Raw genomic sequence first — 23,180 nt, 5'->3', positions numbered from 1 at the left:
CCGCGCTCGGCTTCAGCTATGCTGAAAGTAGCTTTCATTAAATGAAGTAGGTTCGCAAAGGAGCGACATGACGGCAGACGGATACACCATCACGGCAGAAGACCCGGGCTTTCAGCCACCGGCATTCCTCGCGCCGGGCATCGCCGAGGCGCAGCATCCGACCGGCGCCGAACGGCGCCTCGCCCTCACCTACGCGATGCCCGACGGCTACCGGCCGCTCCAGCTCGACCTGTACGTACCCACCGAGCGCACCGGTCCGGTTCCCTGCGTCGTCTGGATCCATGGCGGCGCCTGGCTGTTCGGTACCCGCCTCGCTCCGCCCGATTACTGGCCGGCCGGAGCGCTCTTTCAGGCCATCATCAACGCGGGCCTCGCGGTGGCATCGATCGACTACCGCCACTCGCGCGAAGCGGCCTTCCCTGCCCAGGTGCACGACACGAAGGCCGCGATCCGCTACCTCCGCCGGTTCTCCGAGGAACTCGGTCTCGATACCGAGCGATTCGGCGTGTGGGGTGAGTCTGCCGGTGGCCATCTCGCCGCTCTCGTCGCGCTGATCGATGACCCCGCGTTCGAGGGCGTGGAGGGCGTGACCGGCGAGAGCAGCGCGGTGAGCGCGGTGGTCGACTTCTACGGCGTTGCGGATGCCGACACCATGCCCGCCTTCCGCGACTCGATGCCGCAGGAGTGGATCGACAACCTCGACGCGAAGGGCCAGGGAGCACCCGCGGAGCCGATCGATATCCTTCTGGCCGGTTCCCCGTACCCGCGCGACGAGGCCCGGCGACTCGTCTCACCCGTCCACCATGTGCGCGCGGACGCTCCGCCGTTCCTGCTCGTTCACGGTGAGGCCGACGGCCTCGTGCCCTTCGGCCAGAGCGAGCAACTGCACGCCGCGCTGCAGCAGGCCGGCGCGCAATCGGAGCTGGTGGGCGTGCCCGGCGCAGACCACGTGTTTCTCGGCACCGACCCGCTGCCCCAGATCGACCGCGGAGTCGCGTACCTGAAGGCCAAGTTCAGGGAATGAGCACGACGGCGCTCACTCTGCTCGGCACCGCCGGCGGGCCTGGCGGTCACGTCGACCGGGCAGGCATCGCGAGTCTCGTGACAGTCGGCCGGCGGCACTATCTCATCGACGCCGGTGAGGGGGTGAGCCGGCAGCTCGCCCGCGCGGGCCTGAAGGTTCTCGATCTCGACGGCGTCTTCCTCACGCACTTGCACGACGACCACACGGCGGGGCTCCCCGGTGTCGTCACCTTCCGTCACACGATGCGCGGCGGTCCCCTGCCATTGATCGGACCACCCGGCGCGAGCGCACTGTGCGACGGCATCCTCGCCTATCTCGACGTCAATTTCCGCATCCGCGGCACGGAAGCGCCGATGCCGCCCCCGCAGTCCATCCTCGAAGTGACCGAGGCCGAGCCGGGCGTCATCTACTCCGACGATGATGTGAAAGTGACCGCCGTGGAGAACACCCACTACGCTCTCACGGAGTTTGGCGGGCTCCACCGCTCTTACGCCCTGCGCTTTGACACCGCGGACCGCTCGATCGTCTTCACGGGCGACACCGGAGTGAGCGCGGCCGTCGAGCGGCTCGCTCACGGTGCCGACATCCTGGTGTCGGAGATGGTGACGGATGCCGACACGGCACTGGTTCCTGCGTTTGTGCGCGACCATATGGCCACGGAGCACCTGTCGCCCACACAGGTCGGTCAGCTCGCCGCTACTGCCGAAGTCGGATGCGTGGTGCTCTCGCACTACACGCAGGCAACCGCCGACGACCTCGCGCAGATCCGCGGCGAGTTCTCGGGCGAGGTCATCGCTGGCGAAGACCTGATGCGGCTCTAAGCGGGGTTAGGGCCCACGCGTCACCGCCAGTGACACCGCATGCGTCGAGCGGCCGGGAGCGAGCACGACCACTCCCGACGAGGTCACTAGCTTCGCCGCGACGCCGTTGGGCACGTCGACGGTGACGGATGCGGCATCCGCCTCGCGCTGCCACTGAACCGCGAGCTCCCCGTACGGCGTGCCGACGTGGGCCCGCACGCGCTCAACACCCGCGTCGAAGTCCGGCTCGATCACCGCTGTGCGGTAGCCCGGCGAGGTGGAGCGGATGCCGGCAATCCGGCGATACAGCCAGTCGTCCACGGCCCCCGGCGCATAGTGGTTGAGCGACATGGGCCGGATCTCTCCGTCGGGCGACACCGCATCCCACGCCTCCCAGATGCTTGTCGCGCCCTGGTCGACCTCGTACAGCCAGGATGGCATCTCGGACTGCCAGAGCAGCGTGCGAGCGACCTCGGGGTAGCCGTGATCGCAGAGCACGTCGAGCAGGTAGGGCGTGGAGAGAAAGCCGGTGTCGAGTCGGTCGCCGCGGGCGTGGACGAGCTCGACGAGTCGGGCGGCCGTGCGCGGCCGAACTGACTCGGGCACCATGTCGAAAGCCAGCGCCAGCACGTAGACGCCCTGCAAGCGCACCGGCAGGTCGCCGTGCACATCGACATACTCAGCAGCGAAGGCCGCCCGCACATCAGCCGCGCGGTCAGTGAGGGCCGCGGCATCCGCCCCTCGACCGAGCACTGCCGCTGCCCGCGACGCAAGAGAGAGCGTGTTCGCCTGAAACATGGGCGCGATGTACTCGCTCGTGAGCGCGGGCGCCACCCCCAGCGCCTCATGGATCGGCTTGTCCTCCATCGTGCTCGGGGTCAGCCAATCGCCGAAGTGCGCGCCGGTGTTGTAAAGCAGGGCCTGGGCGCGCCGCCGATCAGGCGTGAGATCGACTGTGCTGAGCGCGTCGGGCAGCTCGGTGGCAGCGGTCGTCTGCTGATAATCGATCCAGCGCATCAGCGCGTCGGAGTTCTCCTCGAGCACTCGGCGGTCGCCATACCGCTCGTACAACACCCACGGCACGATCGCTATCGCGTCGCTCCAGCCGGCAGCGGCGACGATCGAGCCGATGCCCTGCGCGGTCGCTGCAGCCTCGTCATCAAACGGCGAGCGTGGCGAGAAGATCGGGATGCGGCCGTCGGCAAGCTGGTCGGCCCGCAGGTTGTCGAGCCACCGTGAGAGAAAGGGCACGACCTGCGCATTGTTTGTCGCGGCGCCGACGAAGGCCTGGATATCGCCGGTCCATCCCGCCCGCTCCCGCTGCGGGCAGTCTGTCGGGATTGAGAGAAAATTGCCGCGCTGACTCCAGACAATGTTCTGGTGCAGACGGTTTAGCCGGGCATGGGATGACGCGAATGAACCGGTCTGCTCAAGGTCACTCGCGATCACCACCGCAACGATGTCGTCGGCGGTGAGCGCGCCGCTGAGCCCCGTGACCCTCGCATACCGGAACCCGTGGAAGGTGAACTCCGGCTCCCACTCGTCGTCGCCACCGGCGGAGTAGAAGACGTCTGTCTGCTCCTTGTTGATGCCGGTGATGTTGTCGAACCACGCGCCATCGGCGGCGAGAATTTCGGTGTGTTCGATGACGATTCGCTGGCCTGGCACGGTGTCACGGATGCGGAGCCGCGTGCGGCCGGCGATCACCTGGCCGAAATCGACCACGGCACCATCGGGCGTTTCGATGACCTCGACGGCAGGCAACTCGAGCACGCGACGGATCGGCTCTCCGGTGAAGGGCCGGAGCTGTTCGTGGTCTCGACCAACCCCGATCGCCGGCATCCATTGACTGTCGTCGAAGCCCGCGCGGTCCCATCCGATCGGTACGGCACGGCGGTCGAACTGCTCGCCAATGAAGAGGTCGGCGTAGGCCCATGGGCCGCCGGCGGTGCGCACGTCGGAGCCGGATGCCACGACCTCGGCCGTGCCGTCGGCGTACTCCAGGTGCAGCTGCCAGATGGCACTGAGCCGCGTTCCGAACTGGGCACTGGATCCTGTCAGGCCGAGCCTTCCCGACCACCAACCGTCGGCGAGTGCGAGTGCGAGTACGTTCTCACCCGCCGCAAGGGCGCTGGTGATGTCGTAGCTCTGCACCGAGATGCGGTGCTCATACGCGTCGGACCCGGGCACGAGCACCTGGTCGTCGGCGCGCTGCCCGTTCACGAAGGCGGAGTAGATGCCGCGCGCCGTGGCGAACAGTCGTGCGCGCGAGAGTCCGTCGCGTACCGCGAACGACTGCCGCAGCAGTTGCGGCGGGCGCAGCCGCTCATCGAGAGGCGTGTCGGGCCCGAGACCGCGGATCCAATCGAGAATGCTCCACCGTTCGACGACGGCATCCTGCTGGTCGGGCTCCACCCACTCGGCGACCCAGTCCGCGGCATCCAACAGTGCCGTCTCGAAGGTGGATTCCGCCCACGGCGCCCAGCCGTCGGCGCCGAGACAGCGCACCCGCCACCTGTGGGCCGTGTTTGACGCGAGCCGTTCGCCCATGTAGTCGACAAGCGAGCTCTCGATGCTCTCCACCACACCGCTCATCCACACGGGACGACCGCTGGCGGTCACCACCTCGAGTTCGTACGCCTCTTGCTCGAGGTCGACGATCCACGAGAATCGCGGATGCCGAGTTCCGATTGCGATTGGGGCGCGCAGATATTCGACGCGAAGGTCCCGACATCCGTGCTGCATGAGGATGCTCCTTCGTGGGGCTCGCTGAGCTGCCAGCTCAGATACTGGCGGTGAATCTCGTGGTCAACGTGCCGATGCCCTCGATCTCGCTCACGAGCACGTCGTCAGCACCGATGAAGCGCTGGGGGGTGCGTCGGTTGCCGATGCCCGAGGGTGTGCCTGAGAAGATGATGTCTCCCGGCAGCAGCAGGCACACGGCCGAGAGGCGCACGAGAAGCTCCGGAACGTCGTAGAGCATCATCGACGTGCGAGAGGACTGCATCCTCTCACCTGACAAGCTGCACGAGAGCGCGAGGTCGTCCCGGTGGGCGAACTCGTCGGGCGTCACAAGCCACGGACCGGTTGGCCCGAACCCGGGAAACGATTTGCCGAGGCTGAATTGTGGGGCAGAGCCCTGCAATTGCGTGATGCGTTCGGAGAGATCCTGCCCGATGGTGAGGCCCGCCACGTGGTCCCACGCACTCTCACGATCGAGATTGCGGGCTTCGCGGCCGATCACCACGACGAGCTCGACCTCCCAATCGACGTTTCCCTCCGGCAGTTCGACGATCGTGTCGGCTCCGACGATGCACGACGGAAACTTCGTGAACGTCACCGGCATCGAATTCGGCGGGTACCCGGCCTCGGCGGCGTGCTCTGCATAGTTCAGGCCGATCGCGAAGACCTGACGCGGGCGCGGCACAGGGGCCCCCAACCCCTCGACATCGATGGCGGCGGATGCCGCCGCATCCGGTAGCTCAACCGTCGACGCCCATTCGGTGAATGCGCTCCAGTGATCGAACAACGACTGGGGATCCGGCCCGAAACGACCATCGGATGCCGCGGCGACATCGGTCGCGCCGCCCCCGGTGATGAGGGCGGCGCGACCGTCGAGATTCGCGATCTTCACGCGGGTGCCTACCAGTCCACTCGCTGCGGAGCGGGCTCGCCGTAGCGCTCTTCCCAGCTGATGACCTTGTTGCGCAGCGTGCCGATGCCGGTGATCTCGGCCTCGATCTCGTCGCCGGGATTGAGGTAGAAGTCGAATGGATTCGGCTGCACGGCAGCAACGCCCGAGATCGTGCCTGTGGTGATGATGTCACCGGCGGTGTACGTCTGCGGGGAGTGGTAGGCGACCAGGTGTGGAAACCTGATGCGGGTCTGGTTGGTGTTGCCCTGCTGGCGCACTTCACCATTGACGCGCAGCTGCATCGGCAGCTCGTGCATGTCGGGCACCTCGTCGCGGGTGACGATCCAGGGGCCGATCGGGCAGAACGTGTCGATCCCCTTTGAGAACGAGAAGACGCCGGACTCCATTTCCTTGCGCTGGATGTCACGCGCCGTGATGTCGTTGAACACGGTGAATCCGGCTATGTACTCGTCGGCCTCGTCGGCGTCGAAGAATTTGCCGGACTTGCCGATGATAATTCCGAGCTCCAGCTCGTAGTCCATCTCCTTGGTGAGGTGGGAAGGATAGACGATGTCGTCATCCTGGCCGATGATCGCATCGACGTTCTGAAAGAAGACGATTCCCTTGTGCACGGGGTGCGACCAGTCGACGGCGGCGAGCTCCTTGTGGTGGTCGGCGAAGTTGCCGGCGGTGTGGAAGAACTTCTTGGGGCGGATAGGTGCCTCCAGCTTGACGTCGCTGTATGCGAGGCGCTCGCCGGTCTCCCGCACGTCGCCGCCACGGGCGAAGTACTCGCGGGTCGAAGGCACGTCGAGTTCGAGCACGACGCCCTCGTCGAGCTCGAGGCGGCCGACGCGGCCACCGTCGAAGGTGATGAGCTTCATGGGATGGGTCTCCTTGTGTTCGTTGTCTGGAGGTCGGCGCCTACGCGCCGACCATGTTGAATCCGCCGTCGGCGAGCATGTAGCCACCGGTGAGGTGAGCCGCTTCGTCTGTGGCGAGCCACAGGCATGCGCCGGTAACGAACTCGGGCGGTGGGATGACTCCCATCGGCGTCTGCGACAGCAGCACCTCGCGGCGGCCGCTTTTCCAGTCCTCACGGCCCAGCAGCCGCTCGGTCTCCATGAAGCCCGGCGCGAAGGTGTTGACCCGCACGGCCGGCGCGAACGCCTTCGCGTACGACTTGGTGATGCCGAGAATCGCGTACTTGGCCGCCGCGTACTGCGGAGCGCGGGAGGAGCCGCGCACGACGACGGTGGAGCCGACCTGCACAATGTTGCCGTGGCCCTGCTCCAGCATCCGCGCACCGAATTCGTGGGTCATCAGCAGCGTGCCCTTGACGTCGATGTCGATGACCGCGTCGAGCGCCTCCTGGGTGAGCTGGTCCCACGCCATCTGCTCACTCGAGACGTCGCCGACGTTGTTGACGAGCACGTCGAGGGTTCCGAATTCAGCCCACACCTCGTCGGCCATGCGCTTGATCTGATCCCACGAGCCGATGTCGGCCTGAACCAGTATTCCGTCGCTGCCGGCCTCGCGAATGCGCTGGAGGGTCGCCTCGGCACCCGCCTTGGACGAGCGGTAGTGCACGGCGACCTTCGCGCCCTCCTGCGCAGCGCGAACGGCGATCTCGGCGCCGAAGCCGGTACCGGCACCGGTGACGAGCACCGTCTTGCCCGCGAAGCGGGGGAAGATCTGTGGGGTGGAATCAGTCATTTGCGTCTCCTTATTTCTCTCTCAGTTCTAGACCAGCGTGCGTCCGCCGTCGATGTACATCACGTGGCCGGTGATGAAGCTGGCGTGACGTGACGATAGAAACAGAGCTGCTCCGGTCACCTCGTCTGGAGTGCCGAGGCGGCCTGCCGGAACGAGGCCCACGAGGTTCTCGCGCTTGCCCGGCTTGGCGAGCTCACCAGCGGTCAGCGGGGTCTCGATGTAGCCAGGCGCGAGTGCATTCACCGTGACGCCAGACGCCGCCCACTCCCGTGCCATGGCCCGCAGGAGCTGGTTGATGCCCCCTTTGGATGCCGCGTATGGACCATGCGAGTGGTGCGCGAGAAGGCCGGAGACGCTTGAGAGGGCGAGCACCCGACCATATCCCTGCTCCACCATGCGACGTCCCGCGGCCTGCGCCACGCCGAAAGCCGACGAGAGGTTGACGCGCAGGATATGGTCCCATTCGTCCTCAGTGAACTCGAGGATCGGGCGACGGTCATTGATGCCGATGGCGTGCAGGAGAATGTCGAGTCCGCCGAGCTTCTCGACGACCTCGGCTACCACGCGCTCTCCTGAGCCATGTTCAGTGAGATCGGCCTCGATCAGCTCGTAGTTCGCCCCGCGGGCCGCCAGCTCGGAGCCGATCGCCTCGAGGGTCGCCACATCGCGGTCGGCGACGGCGACGGATGCCCCTGCCGCAGCAAACGCGAGTGCGCAGGCTCCGCCGATTCCGCCGCCTCCGGCGACGAGCGCGCGCGAGCCGTTCAGTCCGAGCCAGTCCGCGTACGTTGCCGTACCGTTCTCGACGATTGTCGCTGTCGACACCGTCGCCTCCTTGTGAGTAAAGTTTATCTAGCAAAAGTTACTTTTGCTAAATGAACTTATCCCGCCGAGTGAGATCAGTCAACCCAGGAGGATCCATGACCGCCCGCATCACCCCTCTTCGACCCCACGAGCAATCGATCGATCAGCGCGTGCTGGCTGCGGCAATCACCGGTGGTCCACGCGCTCAGGGACCGCAACACTTTCCGCTGACCGCCGATGACGGATCGCTCCGCGGGCCGTTCGACGGATTCCTGCGTTCGCCCGCGGTCGGCACCGCATTGCAAGAGCTCGGTGCGAGCATCCGATACTGCACCGGGTTCACCGACCGTGCCCGCGAGCTGGCGATCCTCCTTGTCGCCGCACGCCGGGACAGTGATTTCGAGCGCGAATCACACGAGGCGATCGCTCGCGCTCTCGGCTTCACTCCCACGGAGATTGCCTCCATTTGTGCGCTCGACGTCGCGGGGTTCCCGAACGACGAGGCCCTCGTCGGGCGCGTTGTCATCGCGCTGCTGGACGGCGACCTGAACGACGAACTGTGGGAGAGGGCATCCGCAGGTCTCGGTGACGGCGCCATCTTCGAACTCACTACCCTCGTCGGTTACTACTCGACGCTCGCGCTGCAACTGCGCGTCTTTCGGGTGGAGTCGTGAAGCTTGCGCGTCGAACCTCGACGAGATACGGTTTCATACCATGAAAGCTCCTGACTCCGTCCACGTTCCCGAAGAAGGGCATGTCAAGACGGGCAGCCGCTATCGGATCGAGGCGCTCGCCAAGGGACTGGACGTGCTGCGCCTGTTCGACGAATCTGTGACGGCGCTGAAGCTGCGCGAGATCTGCGATCGCACCGGCATCCCGATGCCGACGGCATTTCGCGTGATCGCGACCCTCGAAGAGGGCGGTTTCGTCGAGCGACTCCCCGACGGAGGAATCCGGCCGGGGGTGGCCGTGCTCACTCTCGGCTCGGCCGCGTTGCGTGGTTCGAGCCTGGTGCAACTGAGTGAGCAGCCCTTGCGGCAACTGGCCGAGGCCACCGGCGAGACCGTCAACCTCGGCGTGCTGACCGGCGACCGGGTGCTGTACCTCGCTCGACTGCGCAACTCCGACCTGGTGACCGCCAACATCCAGGTGGGCTCGACACTGCCTGCGGCCTACACCTCGATGGGCAAGCTGTTGCTGGCCTGGCTCGATGACGACGAGCTGCGGCAGACGTTGGCCGGTCACGACTTCGCCGCCACCGCCGGACCGAACGCGGCACAATCGATCGGCGAGCTGGCGGCGCGACTGGCCGAGATTCGGCAGCAGGGCTACGCCGTGCAGGACGAGGAGGTCGCCGCTGGCCTGCGCTCGGTATCGGTGCCGGTGTTCGGCCGCGAGACGAAGCCCGCCGCCGCGATCAACATCGCTGTCGCGTCGTCGCGGCACGACGTCGCATCGCTGCGCGGACCGCTGCGCGAGCGGCTGCAGGCCACCGCGGACGACATCTCGCTGCGCCTGCGCGCTAACTGACCGGGTCGAGGGACGCCTGCCAGCTACCCAGTAACGCGGCGGGCGAACGCGAGCGCGCGCTCAAGCAAACCGACGCGGTCCACGTCGCCCTGCCACAGGTGCCCCGCACCGGGCACGAGGTCCAATTCAGTCGGCACCCCCACGCCCACCAGCGCCGCGGCGAACAGCTCGCTCTGCGCGTGAGGCACCGCCTGATCGTCCAGGCCATGCGCGATCAAGGTCGGGGGCGCGCCGGCGTGCACATGCGTGGCGGGGCTGGCCGCTCGGGCACGATCGAGGTCGGCGCCGACGGGATGCCCGAGCCAGCCGGCCTCACGGCTGTCGGGGTCGTCGAGACTGCCGAGATCCGGCGCCATCGCGGTCAGGTCGGTCGGCCCGTACCAGTCGATGAGACCGCGGGCCGAGGCATCCGGATCCAGCGCGACCAGCGCCGCGATCGTCGCGCCCGCCGACTCGCCCCACAGCACGAGGCGGTCGGCGTCGAAGCCGAACTCGTCGGCGTGCAGACGCAGCCATCGGACGGCGGCGAAAGCGTCATCGACCTGGGCAGGAAAGACTGCCTCGCCGCTGAGCCGGTAGTCGACAGATGCGAGCGCGAACCCCGCCGTCACGATCCGGCCGAACGGGTCGTCGGCTGCGGTCATCGACGGGCAGAACACGCGGCGGCTGCCCAGCCGCCATCCGCCGCCGTGCACGAACACGATCAGCTGTGCATCGTGCTGCGCTGGCAGATGCAGATCCAGGCTCAGTGGCCGGCAGCCCGCCGGCTCCGCGTACACGAGGTCGCGGAGCACGGTGGGCGTGCGCACGGGCGCCGGCTCAGTCGTCAAGGAACTTGTAGTCCGGGCGGAAGACGGTGCCATACTTCTCGCCCGCGGCACGCATCTGGTCGAACGACGGAGCGAAGAACTCGCTCGGTCCCGGAATGCCCGTCTCCAGCGTCGGCTTGCCCATCGCGTGGAAGAAGCGGCCGAAGCCGGCGCTGGATACCCCGAGGACCTTCGAGTCGGCCGCCTCGTTACGGTACGCGTGGATGGTGTTCCTGGGTACATAGGCGAATGCGCCAGCGGTCAGTACCCGGTCGTCCTTGAACCCGTGCTCATCGTCCATCCACAAGTGGACGGCGCCACTGACGACGTAGAAGATCTCATTCGTATAAGGGTGAAGGTGCGCCGGAATGATATCGCCGGCATTGCCCTCACTCGTGAACACGTCGAACTGACCGTCGGTCTCGTCTCCGGTCAGCAGAATGTCGAACATCGTGTCGAACACGATGCTCTTCTCGCCCTCGCCGTGGGCGAGATAGAAGGGCTTGGGCACTCCCGGCAGAATGCCGATGTGCATGGGGTCGAGCTGTCGCTCTGCAGACTCCAGTGTCATTTCTCTCTTACCTCCGCGTAAGTTGGATCCTTCCAGTGTCGGGGCCAGACCCGCTCCAGGCCAGTTCGAGATACCTCACCGTCATTAGGCTGGGACTAAGATCGGAGCATGGATGTTCCGATCCACGTCGTGCGCTACTTCTGCGTGCTCGCCGAAGAGCTCCACTTCGGCCGCGCCGCTGAGCGCTTGAGCATCACCCCGCCGTCTCTGAGTCAGCAGATCAGCCGGCTCGAGCAGCAGATTGGTGTAAAGCTCTTCGATCGCAGCTCCCGTAAGGTCGAGCTCACCGCCTACGGAAGTGACCTGCTTCCGCTCGCCCGACGCGTGCAGGACGACCACGATCAGATCCTCAGCTGGGCCCGTTCCGTGCGGCGCGACCGCGATGCGCCCGTCCTGAAGGTCGGCCTCGTCGCTGCCAGCGCTGGCACGCTCACGACCGCCGCAATCGCCGCCACGATGAACGCCTTCCCCAACGCGCGTATCGAGATGCGGCGCCTGGGATTCTTCGACGTCATCGACGACCTCGAGGCCGGGCGAGTGGACGTCGTGTTCGGGCCGGGCCCCATTCAGGTTCCGCCGCGAATACGTTCGGAACCAATCTGGCGCGAGCCTCGCATCCTTGTCACGCGGTCCGATCACCGTTTCGCCGACCGGGAGTCGATCTCGATCCTCGAGACCAACGACGAGGTCTTCGTCGCCGTCACCGACGGTCGACCCGAAGTGGTCGACTGGTGGCTCGTCGATCCCCGCCCCGACGGGTCGCGTCCGAAGCGCGGACTGACGGCCGACAGCGTTGACGGACTCTTCGAGCTCGTTGCTGCAGGCGCGGGGGTCAACATTGCAGGTCAGTCAGCGGCGCGGCAGTATCGCCGCGACGAACTCGCCTTCATCCCGTTCGACGACATCGAGCCCGCCACGATTCTGCTCTTCAGCCTCGGCGACACGCAGAACCCCATGGTCAAGGCATTCCGCGAGACCGCGCAGGAGCTGTCTTCTCTCGTCGAGGTGTCATTCCACTAAACGGGCTCACGCGCCTACCTTCAGCCGGCAACCTTCGCCTCGGCACGGAGCGCCTGCCATGCCTCGCGGCGACGCGCCTGCTCGTCGGGGTCGGGAACCGGTGAGGCCGCCATGAGGGTGCGGGTGTAGAGGGCTTGGGGGTTGCGCATCACGTCGATTGTGGCGCCCTGCTCCACTATTCGTCCGCGGTTGAGCACGATGACGCGTTGGGCGAGGAATTCAACGACGGCCATGTCGTGGGCTATGAAGAGGTAGCCGAGGTCTTTGCCGGAGCGCAAGTCGGCCAGCAGGTTGAGCACCTGCGCCTGCGTGGAGAGGTCGAGCGCGCTGACAGCCTCGTCGCAGACCACAAGGCGCGGATCGGTGACGAGGGCTCGAGCGATCGCGATGCGCTGCCGCTGGCCGCCGGAGAACTGGCGAGGATACCGGTCTTCCGACCCCGGCGGCAGGCCGACGGCGGAAAGCACGTCCTGCGCGCGCAGATCGCGCTCCGCGCGAGCGATGCCGGCGATCCGGAGCGGTTCGGTGATGGCGTCGCCGATCGGCCGGCGCGGGTTCAGCGAGGAGAAGGGGTCTTGGAACACGGCGCGCAGCTCGCCCTGCAGTGAGCGGCGTGCCGCCGGTTTCGCGTGCGTGATGTCGCGGCCCTCGAACAGGATCTGCCCGTCTGTGACCGGCTGCAGGCCGAGGATGGCCCGTCCGATCGTCGTCTTACCGGAGCCTGACTCTCCGACGAGACCCATCGTCTCGCCACGGGCGATCGTGAACGACACGCCATCGACGGCCGCGGGACCCTTCTTGTTGTAACGGATGGTGAGGTTGCGCACCTCCAGCAGCGGCACGGCCTCGGCATCCGCGGCTTCTCGGACCAGCTGCACCGTGGTCATCGCTCTCCTCCGACCGAGACAGGCTCTCGCCACTCGTCCTGTCGCCCCTGCACGTCATCGTGTCGAACGCAGCGCACGCCGCCGGAGCCGAGAGTGCGAGGCTCCAACTCGATCGTGGTCAGGCACTCGTCGGTCGCGAAGCGGCACCGCTGGGCGAAGCGGCATCCGCTGGGCCAGGATGCCGGGAGTGGAACCTGCCCCGGAATCGACGCAAGTCTCGTCGTGCCCTCGAACGCGATGATTGCGTGCGGGTCGGCGGCGAGCAGCGCCATTGTGTACGGATGCTCGGGATGCATCAGCACGTCACGCACGGTGCCGGTCTCGACGATCTGCCCGGCATACATCACCGAGACGTCATCACAGAGGTCGGCGACGACACCGAGGTCGTGCGTGACGAGAATGATCGACATGCCGCGCTCGGCGATCAGGCCGCGCAGCAGGGCGAGGATCTCGGCCTGGATAGTGACGTCCAGAGCGGTCGTGGGCTCATCGGCGACCAGCAGGCGCGGGGACCCCGCCAGTGCCAACGCGATAGCAACGCGCTGCGCCATGCCGCCGGAGATCTGGTGCGGGAAGCTCTTCAGCACGCGGGGCGCATCGACGATGCCGACGTCGACGAGCAACTGCTCAGAAATGCGTCTCGCCTCGCCACCGCTCACGTGACGCAGACGCTTGACGGCCGCGCCCAGTTGAGAGGCGACAGTGAACATCGGGTCCAGCGCCCGGGAGGGCTCCTGCGAGATGAAGGCGATGTCATGACCTCGCACCTTTCTGAGGGCCTTCTCATCGGCGCGCGCGAGGTCGAGATCTCCCCATTGGATGCGTCCGGAGCGCACCGACAGCCCCGGAGCGAGCAGCCCCATCAGCGCGTAGGAGGTCACGCTCTTACCGCAGCCGGATTCACCGACGAGGCCCATGACCCTACCCGGCTCCACTCGCATCGAAACACCCGTCACGAGCGCGGGCCCGTCATCGACCCCTATCACGAGCTCTTCGATGACGAGTTCTCCCGGAGCGGTCGCCAGCGGGTTCGAGGGCGCGGCGGCACTCGTGGGACGCGCGACGGTGAGGCCCGGCACGGTCTTGAGCTTTTTGTGGCGAATCGCCACTAGTGGCGGTGGAGTCGCCTGGCCGCCGGAGAGCACGTCGGCCAGAGCGTTGGCAGCGATGATGGTCAGCGCGAGCACGAGGCCGGTGGGCACCATCATCCAGGGCTGCTGGAAGATGAACTGCGCGGCGGATTGGATCATGCCGCCCCAGGTCGGTGCCGGCGGCTGGGGTCCCAGCCCGATGAAGGCGAGGCCCGCCTGCAGCATGATACCGATGCCGAAGAAGATGACGAATTGCACTATCACGGTCGTGGCCATGTTCGGGAGCACATGGCGAAAGCTGACGCTGAGCGGCCTGACACCGTCTACCGCGGCGGCCTCGACATACAACTGCTTCTGTAGCGATTTCGCCTGGCCGGAGAAGATGCGGTACAGCCCTCCGAAGAACAGCACGCCGAATACGGCCATGACCAGCAGCATGTTCTGTCCGACGGCCGTGATGAAGGCGAGGATGATGACCATCCCCGGAAGGGAGAGCACGATCTCGCTGATGCTGTTCATGACAGCCTCGGCCCGGCTGCTGCGCGCGGCCCACAGCGTGAGGGGCACGGTGACGGCGACGGCGACGATCGGGGAGACGAGGGCCAGGCCCATCGTGGAGGCGGCGGCGGTCACGATGCGGGAGAGAAGATCGCGACCGAGCTGGTCGGTGCCGAGGAGGTGCGCGGCGGTCGGCCCCTGAAGAACGGCGCCGAGGTCTTGCGCGAGAGGCCCGTACCGCAGCCAGAGTGGCCCGGTGAGCGAGGCGATGACCAGGCCCACGAGCCAGATGAGCGACAGGATGGCCGTCGGCGAGCGGAAGGCTTTCGTGCGCAGCCTGCGGTGCGGCTTGCGGATGGCCAGGATCGCGGTGGTGGAGACCGTCATGATGCACGCAGTTTCGGGTCGAGGGTGCGGTTGAGGAGCTCGAGCACGAGGTTGACCACGACTACCACGAGTGTGGCGACGAGCACGAGGGCCTGCACGAACGGAAGATCGGCGGAGCCGACGGATGCCTGCATGGCCTGGCCGATTCCGGGGAGCGCGAAGAGAAGCTCGATGACGACCGAGCCGCCGAAGAGAACGATGAACTGCACCACGATGCTCGCGAGGATGGGGAGGCTCGCTCCGCGCAGCGCGTGGACATAGACGATGCTCCATGTCGGTGTGCCGATCGCGCGCAGGGTGCGAATGTGCTCCTGCGCGAGGGACTCAGCCATCGACGCGCGCGTCTGTCGCGCGATCACACCCGCCGAGGTGATCGCGATCGTCAAGACCGGAAGAACAAGGGATCGGAACCACCGCTCCGGGTCGACGTCGAAAGGCACGAATCCGGTGGCCGGCAGCATACGCAGCTGCACGGCTAAGACGTAGACGAGGAGGACGCCCACCCAGAAGGCAGGAAGCGAGAGCATGATGCCGCTGATCACCGTGACCACCCGGTCAACCGCGCCGCCGCGCACCGCCGCCAGCACGCCGAGGAGGATGCCGATGATCGCGCTGAGCAGCGCCCCGCCGACGGCGAGTGCCCCGGTGACGGGGAGGCGCTTGGCGAGATCAGGGCCGAGCGGCCGACCGTCGATGAGCGAAACGCCGAGGTTTCCTTGAAGTACCTGGCCGATCCACTGGAAATATTGCTGCAACCAGGGGTCATACCAGCCGATCTTGGTGTTGTAGGCGAAGATCTGCTCCGGCGTCGCAGACTGTCCCAGAGCGACACCGCCCGGCGTCGAGCCGGACAGGTGCACCAGCACGAAGGCGATCCACGACGCGATGAGCAGGGTCAGGATGCCGAGTCCTACCCGCTTTGCCATGAAGATGAGCATCATCACTCCCCATTGGTCCGGTGCCGGCGGCGCGAAGCCGCCGGCACCGGAATGTCGATCAGGACGCCGGCTGGATGGACGCCAGGAGCGGGTAGGGGTCTGAACCGGGGAAGGTCAGTTTTGCCACCTTCGCCGTGTTATAGCCCCACGGCGAGAGCGCCTCATACAACGGAATGAGCCAGCCCGATTCCACAATCGCCTTGTTCAGCTTGGCGAGTGCGGTCTTCTGCGCAGCCGCGTCACCCTTGCCGGCGGCCGCAGCGTATGCACCTGCGGCACCCTGGATGGCCGGGTTCTCGGCCTTGTGGTAGTTCGCGAAACCGAACAGCACGCCGAAGATGTTGCCGAGGGGGTTGTCCCACGTGAGCGCGAGCGGGCCGCCCAGCGGGGTCGTCTGCACGGCCTTGAACTGCTGCTCGGTGGACGCCGCGTTCGTGATCTTCACGGTCACGCCGATCGCCTTCCAGTACGCCGAGAGCGCCTCGATGTCGCGCTGGCTGCCCTGCGTGACCGTGAAATCGAAGCTGAACCCGTTGGGGTAGCCGGCCTCAGCGAGAAGCTTCTTGGCGCCTGCGGGATCATAGGCGAACTGCTTGTTGAGCTCAGGCAGGTGGCCGGGGCTGTTCGCCGGCAGCGCGTTGGCGGTGGGCACCTCTCCCGGGTGCACCCCCTTGACGTACTCGTCGCGGTTGATGGCCATCGACAGTGCCTGGTAGACGCGCGGGTCAGACCACTGCGGCCCGGTTGCGCCGACCTTGTCGAAGGCGATCACGTTGAAGATCGTGCCACCGTTGGCGACGAGCCCGACGCCTGCAGACTTGCCGGCGGACTTCAGCTGCGCCTGCGTGTCGGCCGTGACCTCTGCCACGTCGGTCTCACCCGAGATCACGGAGTTCACCCGCGCCTGCGGGTCGACGATCGGAAGGAACGCGTATGAGTCGAAGGGGTAGGCCTTCGCGTCAGCGTCGCCCTTCTTCTTCGTGAGCAGGTACTTATTGCCCTTCACCGTTCCGGAAGTGTCGAGCGTGAGCGGGCCGGAGCCGTCTGGCTTGGTATCCAGGCTCGACCGATCGGCGACACCGTCGGCCCCGACGATCACTCCCGACGGGAAGCCGAGGTTGGCTTCGAAGCCCGGTTGAGCCTTGGCGAAGGTGAGGGTCACGGTGTGCTCGTCGACGACGGTGACATCCTTGATTTCGTTACTCTGGCCCGCGCCGAACTGGGTGTACGCGTTCAGCCCGAGCGCGCCGGCCTGGGAGCGGTAGTCGAGATTCTTCTTGACGAGATCCGCTGTCAGCTTGCTGCCGTCGGTGAACGTCGCGCTCGTCTTGAGGTCAAGTGTCAGCTGCGTGTTGTCGGCGTTGTATGTGAACTTCGTAACGAGGTCTGGAACGGTCTTTCCGTCCTTATCGAGCGCGAAGAGAGAGTCGTACATCCCCTCGAAGAAGATGCGCTGACCGGTGCTGTAGCGCAGCGGGTCGAAGCCGTTGGGTGCCATGTCGCCCTGGATTGCCATGGTCAGCTTCGACGTGTCGACGGCGCCGCCGCTGCTGCTGTTTCCACTGGAACCGGAACATGCGCTGAGTATGAGCGCAGATACCGCGACGGCCGCAATGACCGCGGCGCCACGTGCTGTGTGTGTGATGCGGGACATCCTGATCTCCTGTGATCGGTGGGGTGAGTCATGCTTCGGTGTCGCTGCTCGGGTACGGGTGACACGAGCTTGTCAACAAGACTGAACCGCGCAATGCCTTTTGGCCATTCGGATTCACTCAGTCGAGCGTTAGCGTGCACCTAACGTCGCTCTTGCTCTCGCTTTTGTCAGTGAAACATGTTTTCATACAACGAATAACGATTGAGCGCATCGAAGGGCAACAACAATGACGACGGAACGCTTTCCGACGAACTTTCTCTGGGGCGTCGCCACCGCCGGCCACCAGAACGAGGGCGATAACGTCGACAGCGACACATGGTTTCTCGAAAACGTGACGCCGACGGTCTTCCAGGAGCGCTCGGGCAAGGCCACGAATGGGTGGGAACGGTGGGAGTCCGACCTCGACCTCGTCGCGGGCATGGGGCTGAACGCCTACCGCTTCTCGGTCGAGTGGGCGCGGATCGAGCCCACCGAGGGCGAATTCTCAGAAGAAGCCTTGGCACACTACGAGGCACTCGTCGACGGATGCCGCGCTCGCGGTCTCGCGCCGGTCGTCACCTTCAACCACTTCACCTCGCCGCACTGGTTCGCGAAGCGCGGCGCCTGGCTCGACACGGAGGCACCCGCGCTGTTCGCCCGCTACTGCGGTGTCGTGATGGACCGGTTCGGCGACCGAATCGAGCTTGCCATCACCTTCAATGAACCAGACCTGCCTGAGATGCTCACGTGGGCGGGTTTGCCCGCGTTCGTCGTCGATCTGGAGAGAGAGACCCTCGCCGCTGCCAGCCGTGAAGCAGGCGTTGAGCGCTATCGCGCGGGCAACGTCATGCTGCGCGAGGACTTCGTCGAGATGCGCGCGGGCATAACCGCGGCGCACGTCGCCGCGACGTCGGGGATCAAGGCACGCCGTCCCGAATTGCCCGTCGGTCTCTCCCTCGCGATGTGCGACGACGTCGCTCGCCCCGGCGGCGAAGCGGTGCGCGACCGCAAGCGCGCCGAGGTCTACGATTACTGGCTGCGGCTCGCCGCCGATGACGACTTTGTCGGCGTGCAGAACTACGAGCGCCTGTACTACGGAGAAGACGGGCTCCTCCCCGCCGCCGACGGTGCCACGCTCAACGGCATGGGCACACCGGTCGACCCCGACTCTCTGCGCGGCGCCGTCGAGTACGCGCACGCGGTGAGCGGCGTGCCCATCCTCGTGAGCGAGCACGGCGTCAGCACGCCGGACGACAGCATCCGAGCCGGCTTCATCGAACCGTCGCTCGACGGTCTCGCCGAGGCGATGCGCGCGGGAGTGCCCGTGCTCGGGTACTGTCACTGGACGCTCATGGACAACTTCGAGTGGATCTTCGGCTACGGTCCGAAGCTCGGACTGCACGAGGTCGACCGCACGACTTTTGAGCGCACCGCGAAGCCGAGTGCGGATGTCTACGCCGGGTTGGTCCGGCGTTTCACGGCTTAACCCGCACCGAGCCGAGATCGAGGAAGATCGACGATGACTGTTTCGCCACAACCGGAAATCCACGGCGCCGAAGGGGCCGAGCCCCGTGGCTATGAGGAATTCGGGGGAGTGGTTTCTCCGCGATCATCCGAGTCGCGGCCATGGTGGCCGCGGCGCCGCACGCCCCGGCATGAGGCGCCGAACGTTGTCGTGATGCTGATCGACGACATGGGCTTCAGCGACGTGCAGCCTTTCGGTAGCGAGATAGCGACCCCGGCGATCCAGGCGCTCGCAGATGAGGGCTATCGGTTTTCGAACTTCCGAGTGACGCCGCTTTGCGCTCCGTCGCGCGCAGCGCTGCTCACCGGCGCGAATCCGCACCGGGCGGGATTCGGCATGGTGCCGCACGTCGATCCCGGCTACCCGGGCATGAGCATGGTGCTGCCGGACGGCTTGCCCACGATGGCGGAGTCGTTCCGTGCGGGCGGTTACGCGACGTTCATGGTCGGCAAGTGGCACCTGACCCGTGAGGCCGAGATGCACGACGCCGCGGACAAGGTGACGTGGCCCCTGCAGAAGGGCTTCGACCGCTACTTCGGGTCGATGGACGGGTTCACGACGCTGTATCACCCGCACCGCATCGTGCGCGACAACTCCCCGGTCACCGAACAGTTTGACGATGACGACTACCTCACCGATCGCCTGACCGACGAGGCGCTGGCAATGATCGATGCCCACCAGACCGGCGGTGAACGTCAGCCATTTTTTCTCTACTTCGCGCATCATGCCGTGCACGGGCCGGTGCAGGCGAGGCCCGACAAGATCACGATCAACAACGGCGCGTACGCCGAGGGCTGGGACCGGGTACGCGCTGAGCGCTTCCAGCGCCAGCTCGACAGCGGTTTGCTGCCCGAAGGCACGCAACTCTCGGCATCCGGAATCGATCAGACCGACGGAGTACCCGCGTGGGTCGATCTCGACGACGAGCAGCGTGAGCTCTACGCACGCCATATGGAGGTCTATGCGGCGGCGATCTCCTCCATCGACGAGAGTGTGGCGCGCGTCGTCACGCATCTCAAGGAGATCGGCGAGTACGAGAACACGATCTTCGTCTTCACATCAGACAACGGCGGCACCGGCGAGGGTGGGGTGGAGGGCACGCGCAGCTATTTCAGCCGCTTCACCTCGATCCCGATGATGCCCACCGATTGGGTCGCCGACGTGCAGCGCCCGCTCGACGAGCTGGGCGGCCCGCGCGTACATGGGCACTATCCGCGAGGCTGGGCGCACGCATCCAACACGCCCTTTCGTCTCTACAAGGGGTCGGTGCTCGAGGGCGGTGTGCACAGCCCGCTCATCGTCTCGTGGCCGGCAGCGCTTGCCCGTGCCGAGGGAGATGCCGGCGTGCGCAGCCAGTTCGCGTACGTCACCGACATCGCTCCCACGCTCATGGAACTCGCCGGAATCACGCGTCCCGACACGCTCAACGGGGCGCCAACGCTTCCGGTTGACGGTCGCAGCCTCGCGCCGCTTCTTCTGGGCTCGGATGCCGCGAGCGAGCTGGACGGCCAGCACATCACACTGCTGGGCCAGCGCGCGTTCTACCGCGGCCGTTTCAAGGCGGTCGCGACCGCGCCGGGTGCAGATCTGAGCGTGTGGCAGCTTTACGACATTGAAGGCGACCCGACCGAGACGCGCAACATCGCCGCGGAGCATCCCGATATCGTCGCCGAACTCGCCGAGGAATGGCGCAAGGCGGCCTGGCACAACACGGTCTTCCCACTGCCCGACGAGCCGAGCTTTCTGGCGAAGCGTCCCTCGACCGATCTGTATTTGTCGCAGCCGGTGACCCTCTACCCCGGCACGCCGACGCTCGAGCGCTTCCGTTCGTCGAAGCTCGTCCAGCTGCGATCCTTCACCGTGGAGGTTCACCTCGACGGTGACCTCTGCGACGGCGTGCTGTTCTCGCACGGAGACCAGGGTGGGGGGTACGCCGTCTGGATCGAAGCCGGCTCGCTGCACCTCTCTTACAACGCCTATGGCGACATGCGTCGCGCTGAAGCGCCGTTGGCGGGTGCGGTCGGGCGCGTGACCGCTCGCTTCGAGGCACTGCCCGATTTCGTCTGGCGAGTGACGATGGAGGCCGATGGCAGACAGCTCGTCGTGCTCGAGTCCGTGCCGATGCTGGTCGGCATGGCGCCGTTCACCGGCATCAGCGTCGGCTTCGACGGCGGCGGACCCGTCGACTGGGATCTCCACGAGCGGCATGGTGTGTTTCGGTACAGCGGCGGATTGCGCCACGTGCGCTACGAGCCCGGCGCGAAGGCGCCGTACAACCGCGAGATCATCATTGCGATAGACGAACTCAGCGCCCAGTTGATCGATTAGTGGTGCCCAGGGAGGCGTTGTAACTCTGGATGAAAGCCGACTGAAAATCGTTGTCGGTCCCGCATCTGTCGCCATTAACCGGCTTCGGGGGCGTTCAGCCAGGCGCGAATGGATGCCCCGTGCTGGTCGAGCGTCGGCGGGGTGCTGTGCTCACGGTGTGTGGTCTCGTGCTCGGCATCCGCGCCCGCATCGAAGAAGCGCAGTGGCGGCCCGGGCAGCGTGATCTGGCCGAGCACCTGGTGCTCCACCTCGACGAGCAGGCCCTGCGACGCCACCTGATCCCACGCGTACACCTCGTCCAGGCTACGTACGCGGCCGGCGGGGATGCCCGCCTCCGTGAGCAGAACGAGAAGTTCCTCCGCCGGGTACGCCGCGAATGCCGCCTCGACCACGCGAATGGTCTCAGGGCGATTCTGTACGCGCTCGGCGTTCGTGGCGAGACCCGGCGCCGCAGCATCCAGCCCGAATCGCTCGCAGAAGCGCAGCCAGAGGCTCTCGTTGCCCACGCTGATCTGCACCGAACCGTCGGCGCTGGCGAACAGGCCGTACGGGGCGATCGACGGATGATGGTTGCCCTGCGCCTGCGGCACCTCGCCCGCCACGGTGGCGCGGGTTCCCTGAAAGGCGTGCACTCCGACCAGTGCAGCCAGCAGCGAGGTGCGCACGACCTCGCCCAGCCCGGTCGTCTCGCGGCGATGCAGGGCGGCGGTGACGCCGTAGGCGCCGTAGATGCCCGAGAGCAGGTCGCCGATGGGCACGCCGACCCGCTGGGGATCGTGTGGTCCCGACCCGGTCAGCGACATGAGCCCGGCCTCGCCCTGGGCAATCTGGTCGTAGCCGGCGCGGCCGCCCTCGGGGCCGTCGTGTCCGAATCCGGTGATCGACAGCACGATCAGCCGGGGGTTGATCTCGTGCAGGCGGGCCGTCGAGAAGCCGAGCCGATCCATCACCCCGGTGCGGAAGTTCTCGACCAGAACATCGGCCCGAACGATCAGCGCCTCAAGCGTGTCATGGCCGTCGGCCGACTTGAGGTCGAGGGCAATGGATTCCTTGTTGCGGTTGCAGGAGAGAAAGTAGGTGGACTGCCGGTCGTCGGCAGGCCCGACGAACGGAGGGCCCCAGCCGCGGGTGTCGTCGCCGGTTCCGGTGGCCTCCACCTTGATCACCCGCGCGCCCTGGTCGCCCAGCATCATGGCGGCGTGCGGCCCGGCCAGCGCCCGGCTGAGGTCAATGACGAGCAGGTCTGTCAGGGGGCCGGATGTCACGCCGCAAGTCTGCCACACGCCACCCTTCGCGCTACGCGGCCTCTTTCACCGTGCCGTGCTTGATGTGCAGGCGGCGCTGGGCGCGCCTGGCCACGGCCGAGTCGTGCGTGACGACGATGAGCGTCAGCCCGCGGTCGCGCCACAGGCCTTCGAGCAGGTCCATGATCTCGTCGCGGGTCTCCTCGTCGAGGTTGCCGGTCGGCTCGTCGGCGAGCAGCACATCCGGCTCCTTCACGAGGGCACGCGCGATGGCCACGCGCTGCTGCTGGCCGCCCGACAGCTCGGCGGGCAGATGGCTGCCGCGATCGGCCAGCCCCACGGATGCCAGCGCCTCGGTGGCCCGCCGCTTGCGTTCCTCGCCCTTCAGTCCGAGCGGCGCCAGCGCCGTCTCCACGTTCTCCTGCGCGGTGAGCGTCGGAATCAGGTTGAAGCCCTGAAAAACGAAGCCGATCTCCTTCGCGCGAATGGCGGCCAGCTTGCCGTCGCCGAGCTTCGACAGCAGCGAATCGGCCAGCATCACCTGGCCAGAACTCGGCCGATCGAGCGCGCCGAGCATCTGCAGCAGCGTCGACTTTCCGCCGCCCGTCGGCCCCTGGATGGCGACCATCTGGCCATCCGGAATCTCGAGCGTAACGTCGTTCAGCGCCATCACGGTGCGTTTGGACTGAACGTAACTCTTGCTGACATTCGTGAGTGTGTACATGTGCGTATTCCTGTTCG

The 23,180-nt window shown here is 66.4% G+C and carries 20 protein-coding genes; 7 read left to right on the top strand and 13 right to left on the bottom strand.

Features of this window, described 5'->3' with window-relative positions; all coding sequences use genetic code 11:
* Positions 1-67: 67 nt before the first annotated feature.
* Positions 68-1,024: an alpha/beta hydrolase gene (locus ASC63_RS01960; protein ID WP_055809223.1), complete on the top strand. Its 957-nt coding sequence runs from the start codon at positions 68-70 to the stop codon at positions 1,022-1,024.
* Positions 1,021-1,845, top strand: coding sequence for an MBL fold metallo-hydrolase (locus ASC63_RS01955; protein ID WP_055809222.1), 825 nt, complete (start codon positions 1,021-1,023; stop codon positions 1,843-1,845). The genes ASC63_RS01960 and ASC63_RS01955 overlap by 4 nt, the downstream gene beginning before the upstream one ends.
* 6 nt (positions 1,846-1,851) lie before the next feature.
* On the opposite strand, the gene ASC63_RS01950 is transcribed toward ASC63_RS01955, so the two are convergent.
* Genes ASC63_RS01950 through ASC63_RS01930 form a run of 5 tightly spaced genes read right to left on the bottom strand, consistent with a single transcriptional unit; the run spans position 1,852 to position 7,999 of the window.
* Positions 1,852-4,569 (bottom strand): alpha-L-rhamnosidase, encoded by a 2,718-nt coding sequence (locus tag ASC63_RS01950; protein ID WP_055809219.1) that lies wholly within the window; start codon positions 4,567-4,569, stop codon positions 1,852-1,854.
* A gap of 37 nt (positions 4,570-4,606) precedes the next feature.
* A complete protein-coding gene (locus ASC63_RS01945) occupies positions 4,607-5,458 on the bottom strand; it encodes a fumarylacetoacetate hydrolase family protein (protein WP_055809216.1) in 852 nt (283 codons plus the stop codon).
* Positions 5,459-5,466: 8 nt separating this feature from the next.
* Complete coding sequence (locus ASC63_RS01940) at positions 5,467-6,342, bottom strand: fumarylacetoacetate hydrolase family protein (RefSeq protein WP_055809213.1); 876 nt, start codon at positions 6,340-6,342, stop codon at positions 5,467-5,469.
* A gap of 40 nt (positions 6,343-6,382) precedes the next feature.
* Entirely contained in the window at positions 6,383-7,174 is a 792-nt protein-coding gene (locus ASC63_RS01935) for an SDR family NAD(P)-dependent oxidoreductase (RefSeq protein ID WP_055809210.1), read from the bottom strand.
* A 27-nt stretch (positions 7,175-7,201) separates the two neighbouring features.
* Positions 7,202-7,999: an SDR family NAD(P)-dependent oxidoreductase gene (locus ASC63_RS01930; protein WP_200936720.1), complete on the bottom strand. Its 798-nt coding sequence runs from the start codon at positions 7,997-7,999 to the stop codon at positions 7,202-7,204.
* A 95-nt stretch (positions 8,000-8,094) separates the two neighbouring features.
* On the opposite strand from ASC63_RS01930, the gene ASC63_RS01925 reads away from it, so the two are divergent.
* Positions 8,095-8,652, top strand: coding sequence for a carboxymuconolactone decarboxylase family protein (locus ASC63_RS01925; protein WP_055809207.1), 558 nt, complete (start codon positions 8,095-8,097; stop codon positions 8,650-8,652).
* A gap of 40 nt (positions 8,653-8,692) precedes the next feature.
* Positions 8,693-9,508 (top strand): IclR family transcriptional regulator, encoded by an 816-nt coding sequence (locus ASC63_RS01920; protein ID WP_055809204.1) that lies wholly within the window; start codon positions 8,693-8,695, stop codon positions 9,506-9,508.
* Between the two features lie 23 nt (positions 9,509-9,531).
* Here ASC63_RS01920 and ASC63_RS01915 read toward each other — a convergent pair whose 3' ends face one another.
* Positions 9,532-10,338: an alpha/beta hydrolase gene (locus ASC63_RS01915; protein WP_200936717.1), complete on the bottom strand. Its 807-nt coding sequence runs from the start codon at positions 10,336-10,338 to the stop codon at positions 9,532-9,534.
* Positions 10,328-10,888: a quercetin 2,3-dioxygenase gene (locus ASC63_RS01910; protein WP_055809201.1), complete on the bottom strand. Its 561-nt coding sequence runs from the start codon at positions 10,886-10,888 to the stop codon at positions 10,328-10,330. Before ASC63_RS01910 ends, ASC63_RS01915 begins: the two co-directional genes overlap by 11 nt.
* 108 nt (positions 10,889-10,996) lie before the next feature.
* On the opposite strand from ASC63_RS01910, the gene ASC63_RS01905 reads away from it, so the two are divergent.
* Positions 10,997-11,908 (top strand): LysR family transcriptional regulator, encoded by a 912-nt coding sequence (locus ASC63_RS01905; RefSeq protein WP_055809200.1) that lies wholly within the window; start codon positions 10,997-10,999, stop codon positions 11,906-11,908.
* A 20-nt stretch (positions 11,909-11,928) separates the two neighbouring features.
* Here ASC63_RS01905 and ASC63_RS01900 read toward each other — a convergent pair whose 3' ends face one another.
* The 4 genes from ASC63_RS01900 to ASC63_RS01885 all read right to left on the bottom strand — a co-directional run bounded on the left by ASC63_RS01900 (position 11,929) and on the right by ASC63_RS01885 (position 17,363).
* Positions 11,929-12,795, bottom strand: a complete 867-nt coding sequence (locus tag ASC63_RS01900) for an ATP-binding cassette domain-containing protein (RefSeq protein ID WP_055809197.1) — start codon at positions 12,793-12,795, stop codon at positions 11,929-11,931.
* Positions 12,792-14,771 (bottom strand): dipeptide/oligopeptide/nickel ABC transporter permease/ATP-binding protein, encoded by a 1,980-nt coding sequence (locus ASC63_RS01895; protein ID WP_055809194.1) that lies wholly within the window; start codon positions 14,769-14,771, stop codon positions 12,792-12,794. Before ASC63_RS01895 ends, ASC63_RS01900 begins: the two co-directional genes overlap by 4 nt.
* On the bottom strand, positions 14,768-15,697 hold the full coding sequence (locus ASC63_RS01890) for an ABC transporter permease (protein WP_235491720.1): 930 nt from the start codon (positions 15,695-15,697) through the stop codon (positions 14,768-14,770). The genes ASC63_RS01895 and ASC63_RS01890 overlap by 4 nt, the downstream gene beginning before the upstream one ends.
* A gap of 70 nt (positions 15,698-15,767) precedes the next feature.
* Positions 15,768-17,363, bottom strand: coding sequence for an ABC transporter substrate-binding protein (locus ASC63_RS01885; protein WP_055809188.1), 1,596 nt, complete (start codon positions 17,361-17,363; stop codon positions 15,768-15,770).
* Positions 17,364-17,589: 226 nt separating this feature from the next.
* Here ASC63_RS01885 and ASC63_RS01880 point away from each other — a divergent pair, with 226 nt between their 5' ends.
* Entirely contained in the window at positions 17,590-18,828 is a 1,239-nt protein-coding gene (locus ASC63_RS01880; RefSeq protein ID WP_055809184.1) for a glycoside hydrolase family 1 protein, read from the top strand.
* A gap of 33 nt (positions 18,829-18,861) precedes the next feature.
* Positions 18,862-21,195: a sulfatase-like hydrolase/transferase gene (locus ASC63_RS01875; protein WP_055809181.1), complete on the top strand. Its 2,334-nt coding sequence runs from the start codon at positions 18,862-18,864 to the stop codon at positions 21,193-21,195.
* Between the two features lie 74 nt (positions 21,196-21,269).
* On the opposite strand, the gene ASC63_RS01870 is transcribed toward ASC63_RS01875, so the two are convergent.
* Positions 21,270-22,460 carry a CaiB/BaiF CoA transferase family protein gene (locus tag ASC63_RS01870; protein WP_157487541.1) on the bottom strand — a complete coding sequence of 397 codons (1,191 nt, stop codon included), beginning with the start codon at positions 22,458-22,460 and terminating at the stop codon, positions 21,270-21,272.
* 31 nt (positions 22,461-22,491) lie between these two features.
* Positions 22,492-23,163 carry an ABC transporter ATP-binding protein gene (locus tag ASC63_RS01865; RefSeq protein ID WP_055809175.1) on the bottom strand — a complete coding sequence of 224 codons (672 nt, stop codon included), beginning with the start codon at positions 23,161-23,163 and terminating at the stop codon, positions 22,492-22,494.
* Positions 23,164-23,180 lie beyond the last annotated feature (17 nt).

The sequence above is a fragment of the Leifsonia sp. Root112D2 genome, assembly GCF_001424905.1.
In the GTDB taxonomy this organism is placed as follows: Bacteria; Actinomycetota; Actinomycetes; order Actinomycetales; family Microbacteriaceae; genus Root112D2.
Note: the sequence above shows the minus strand (reverse complement) of the source record. Positions and strands in the feature narration are given on the sequence as shown.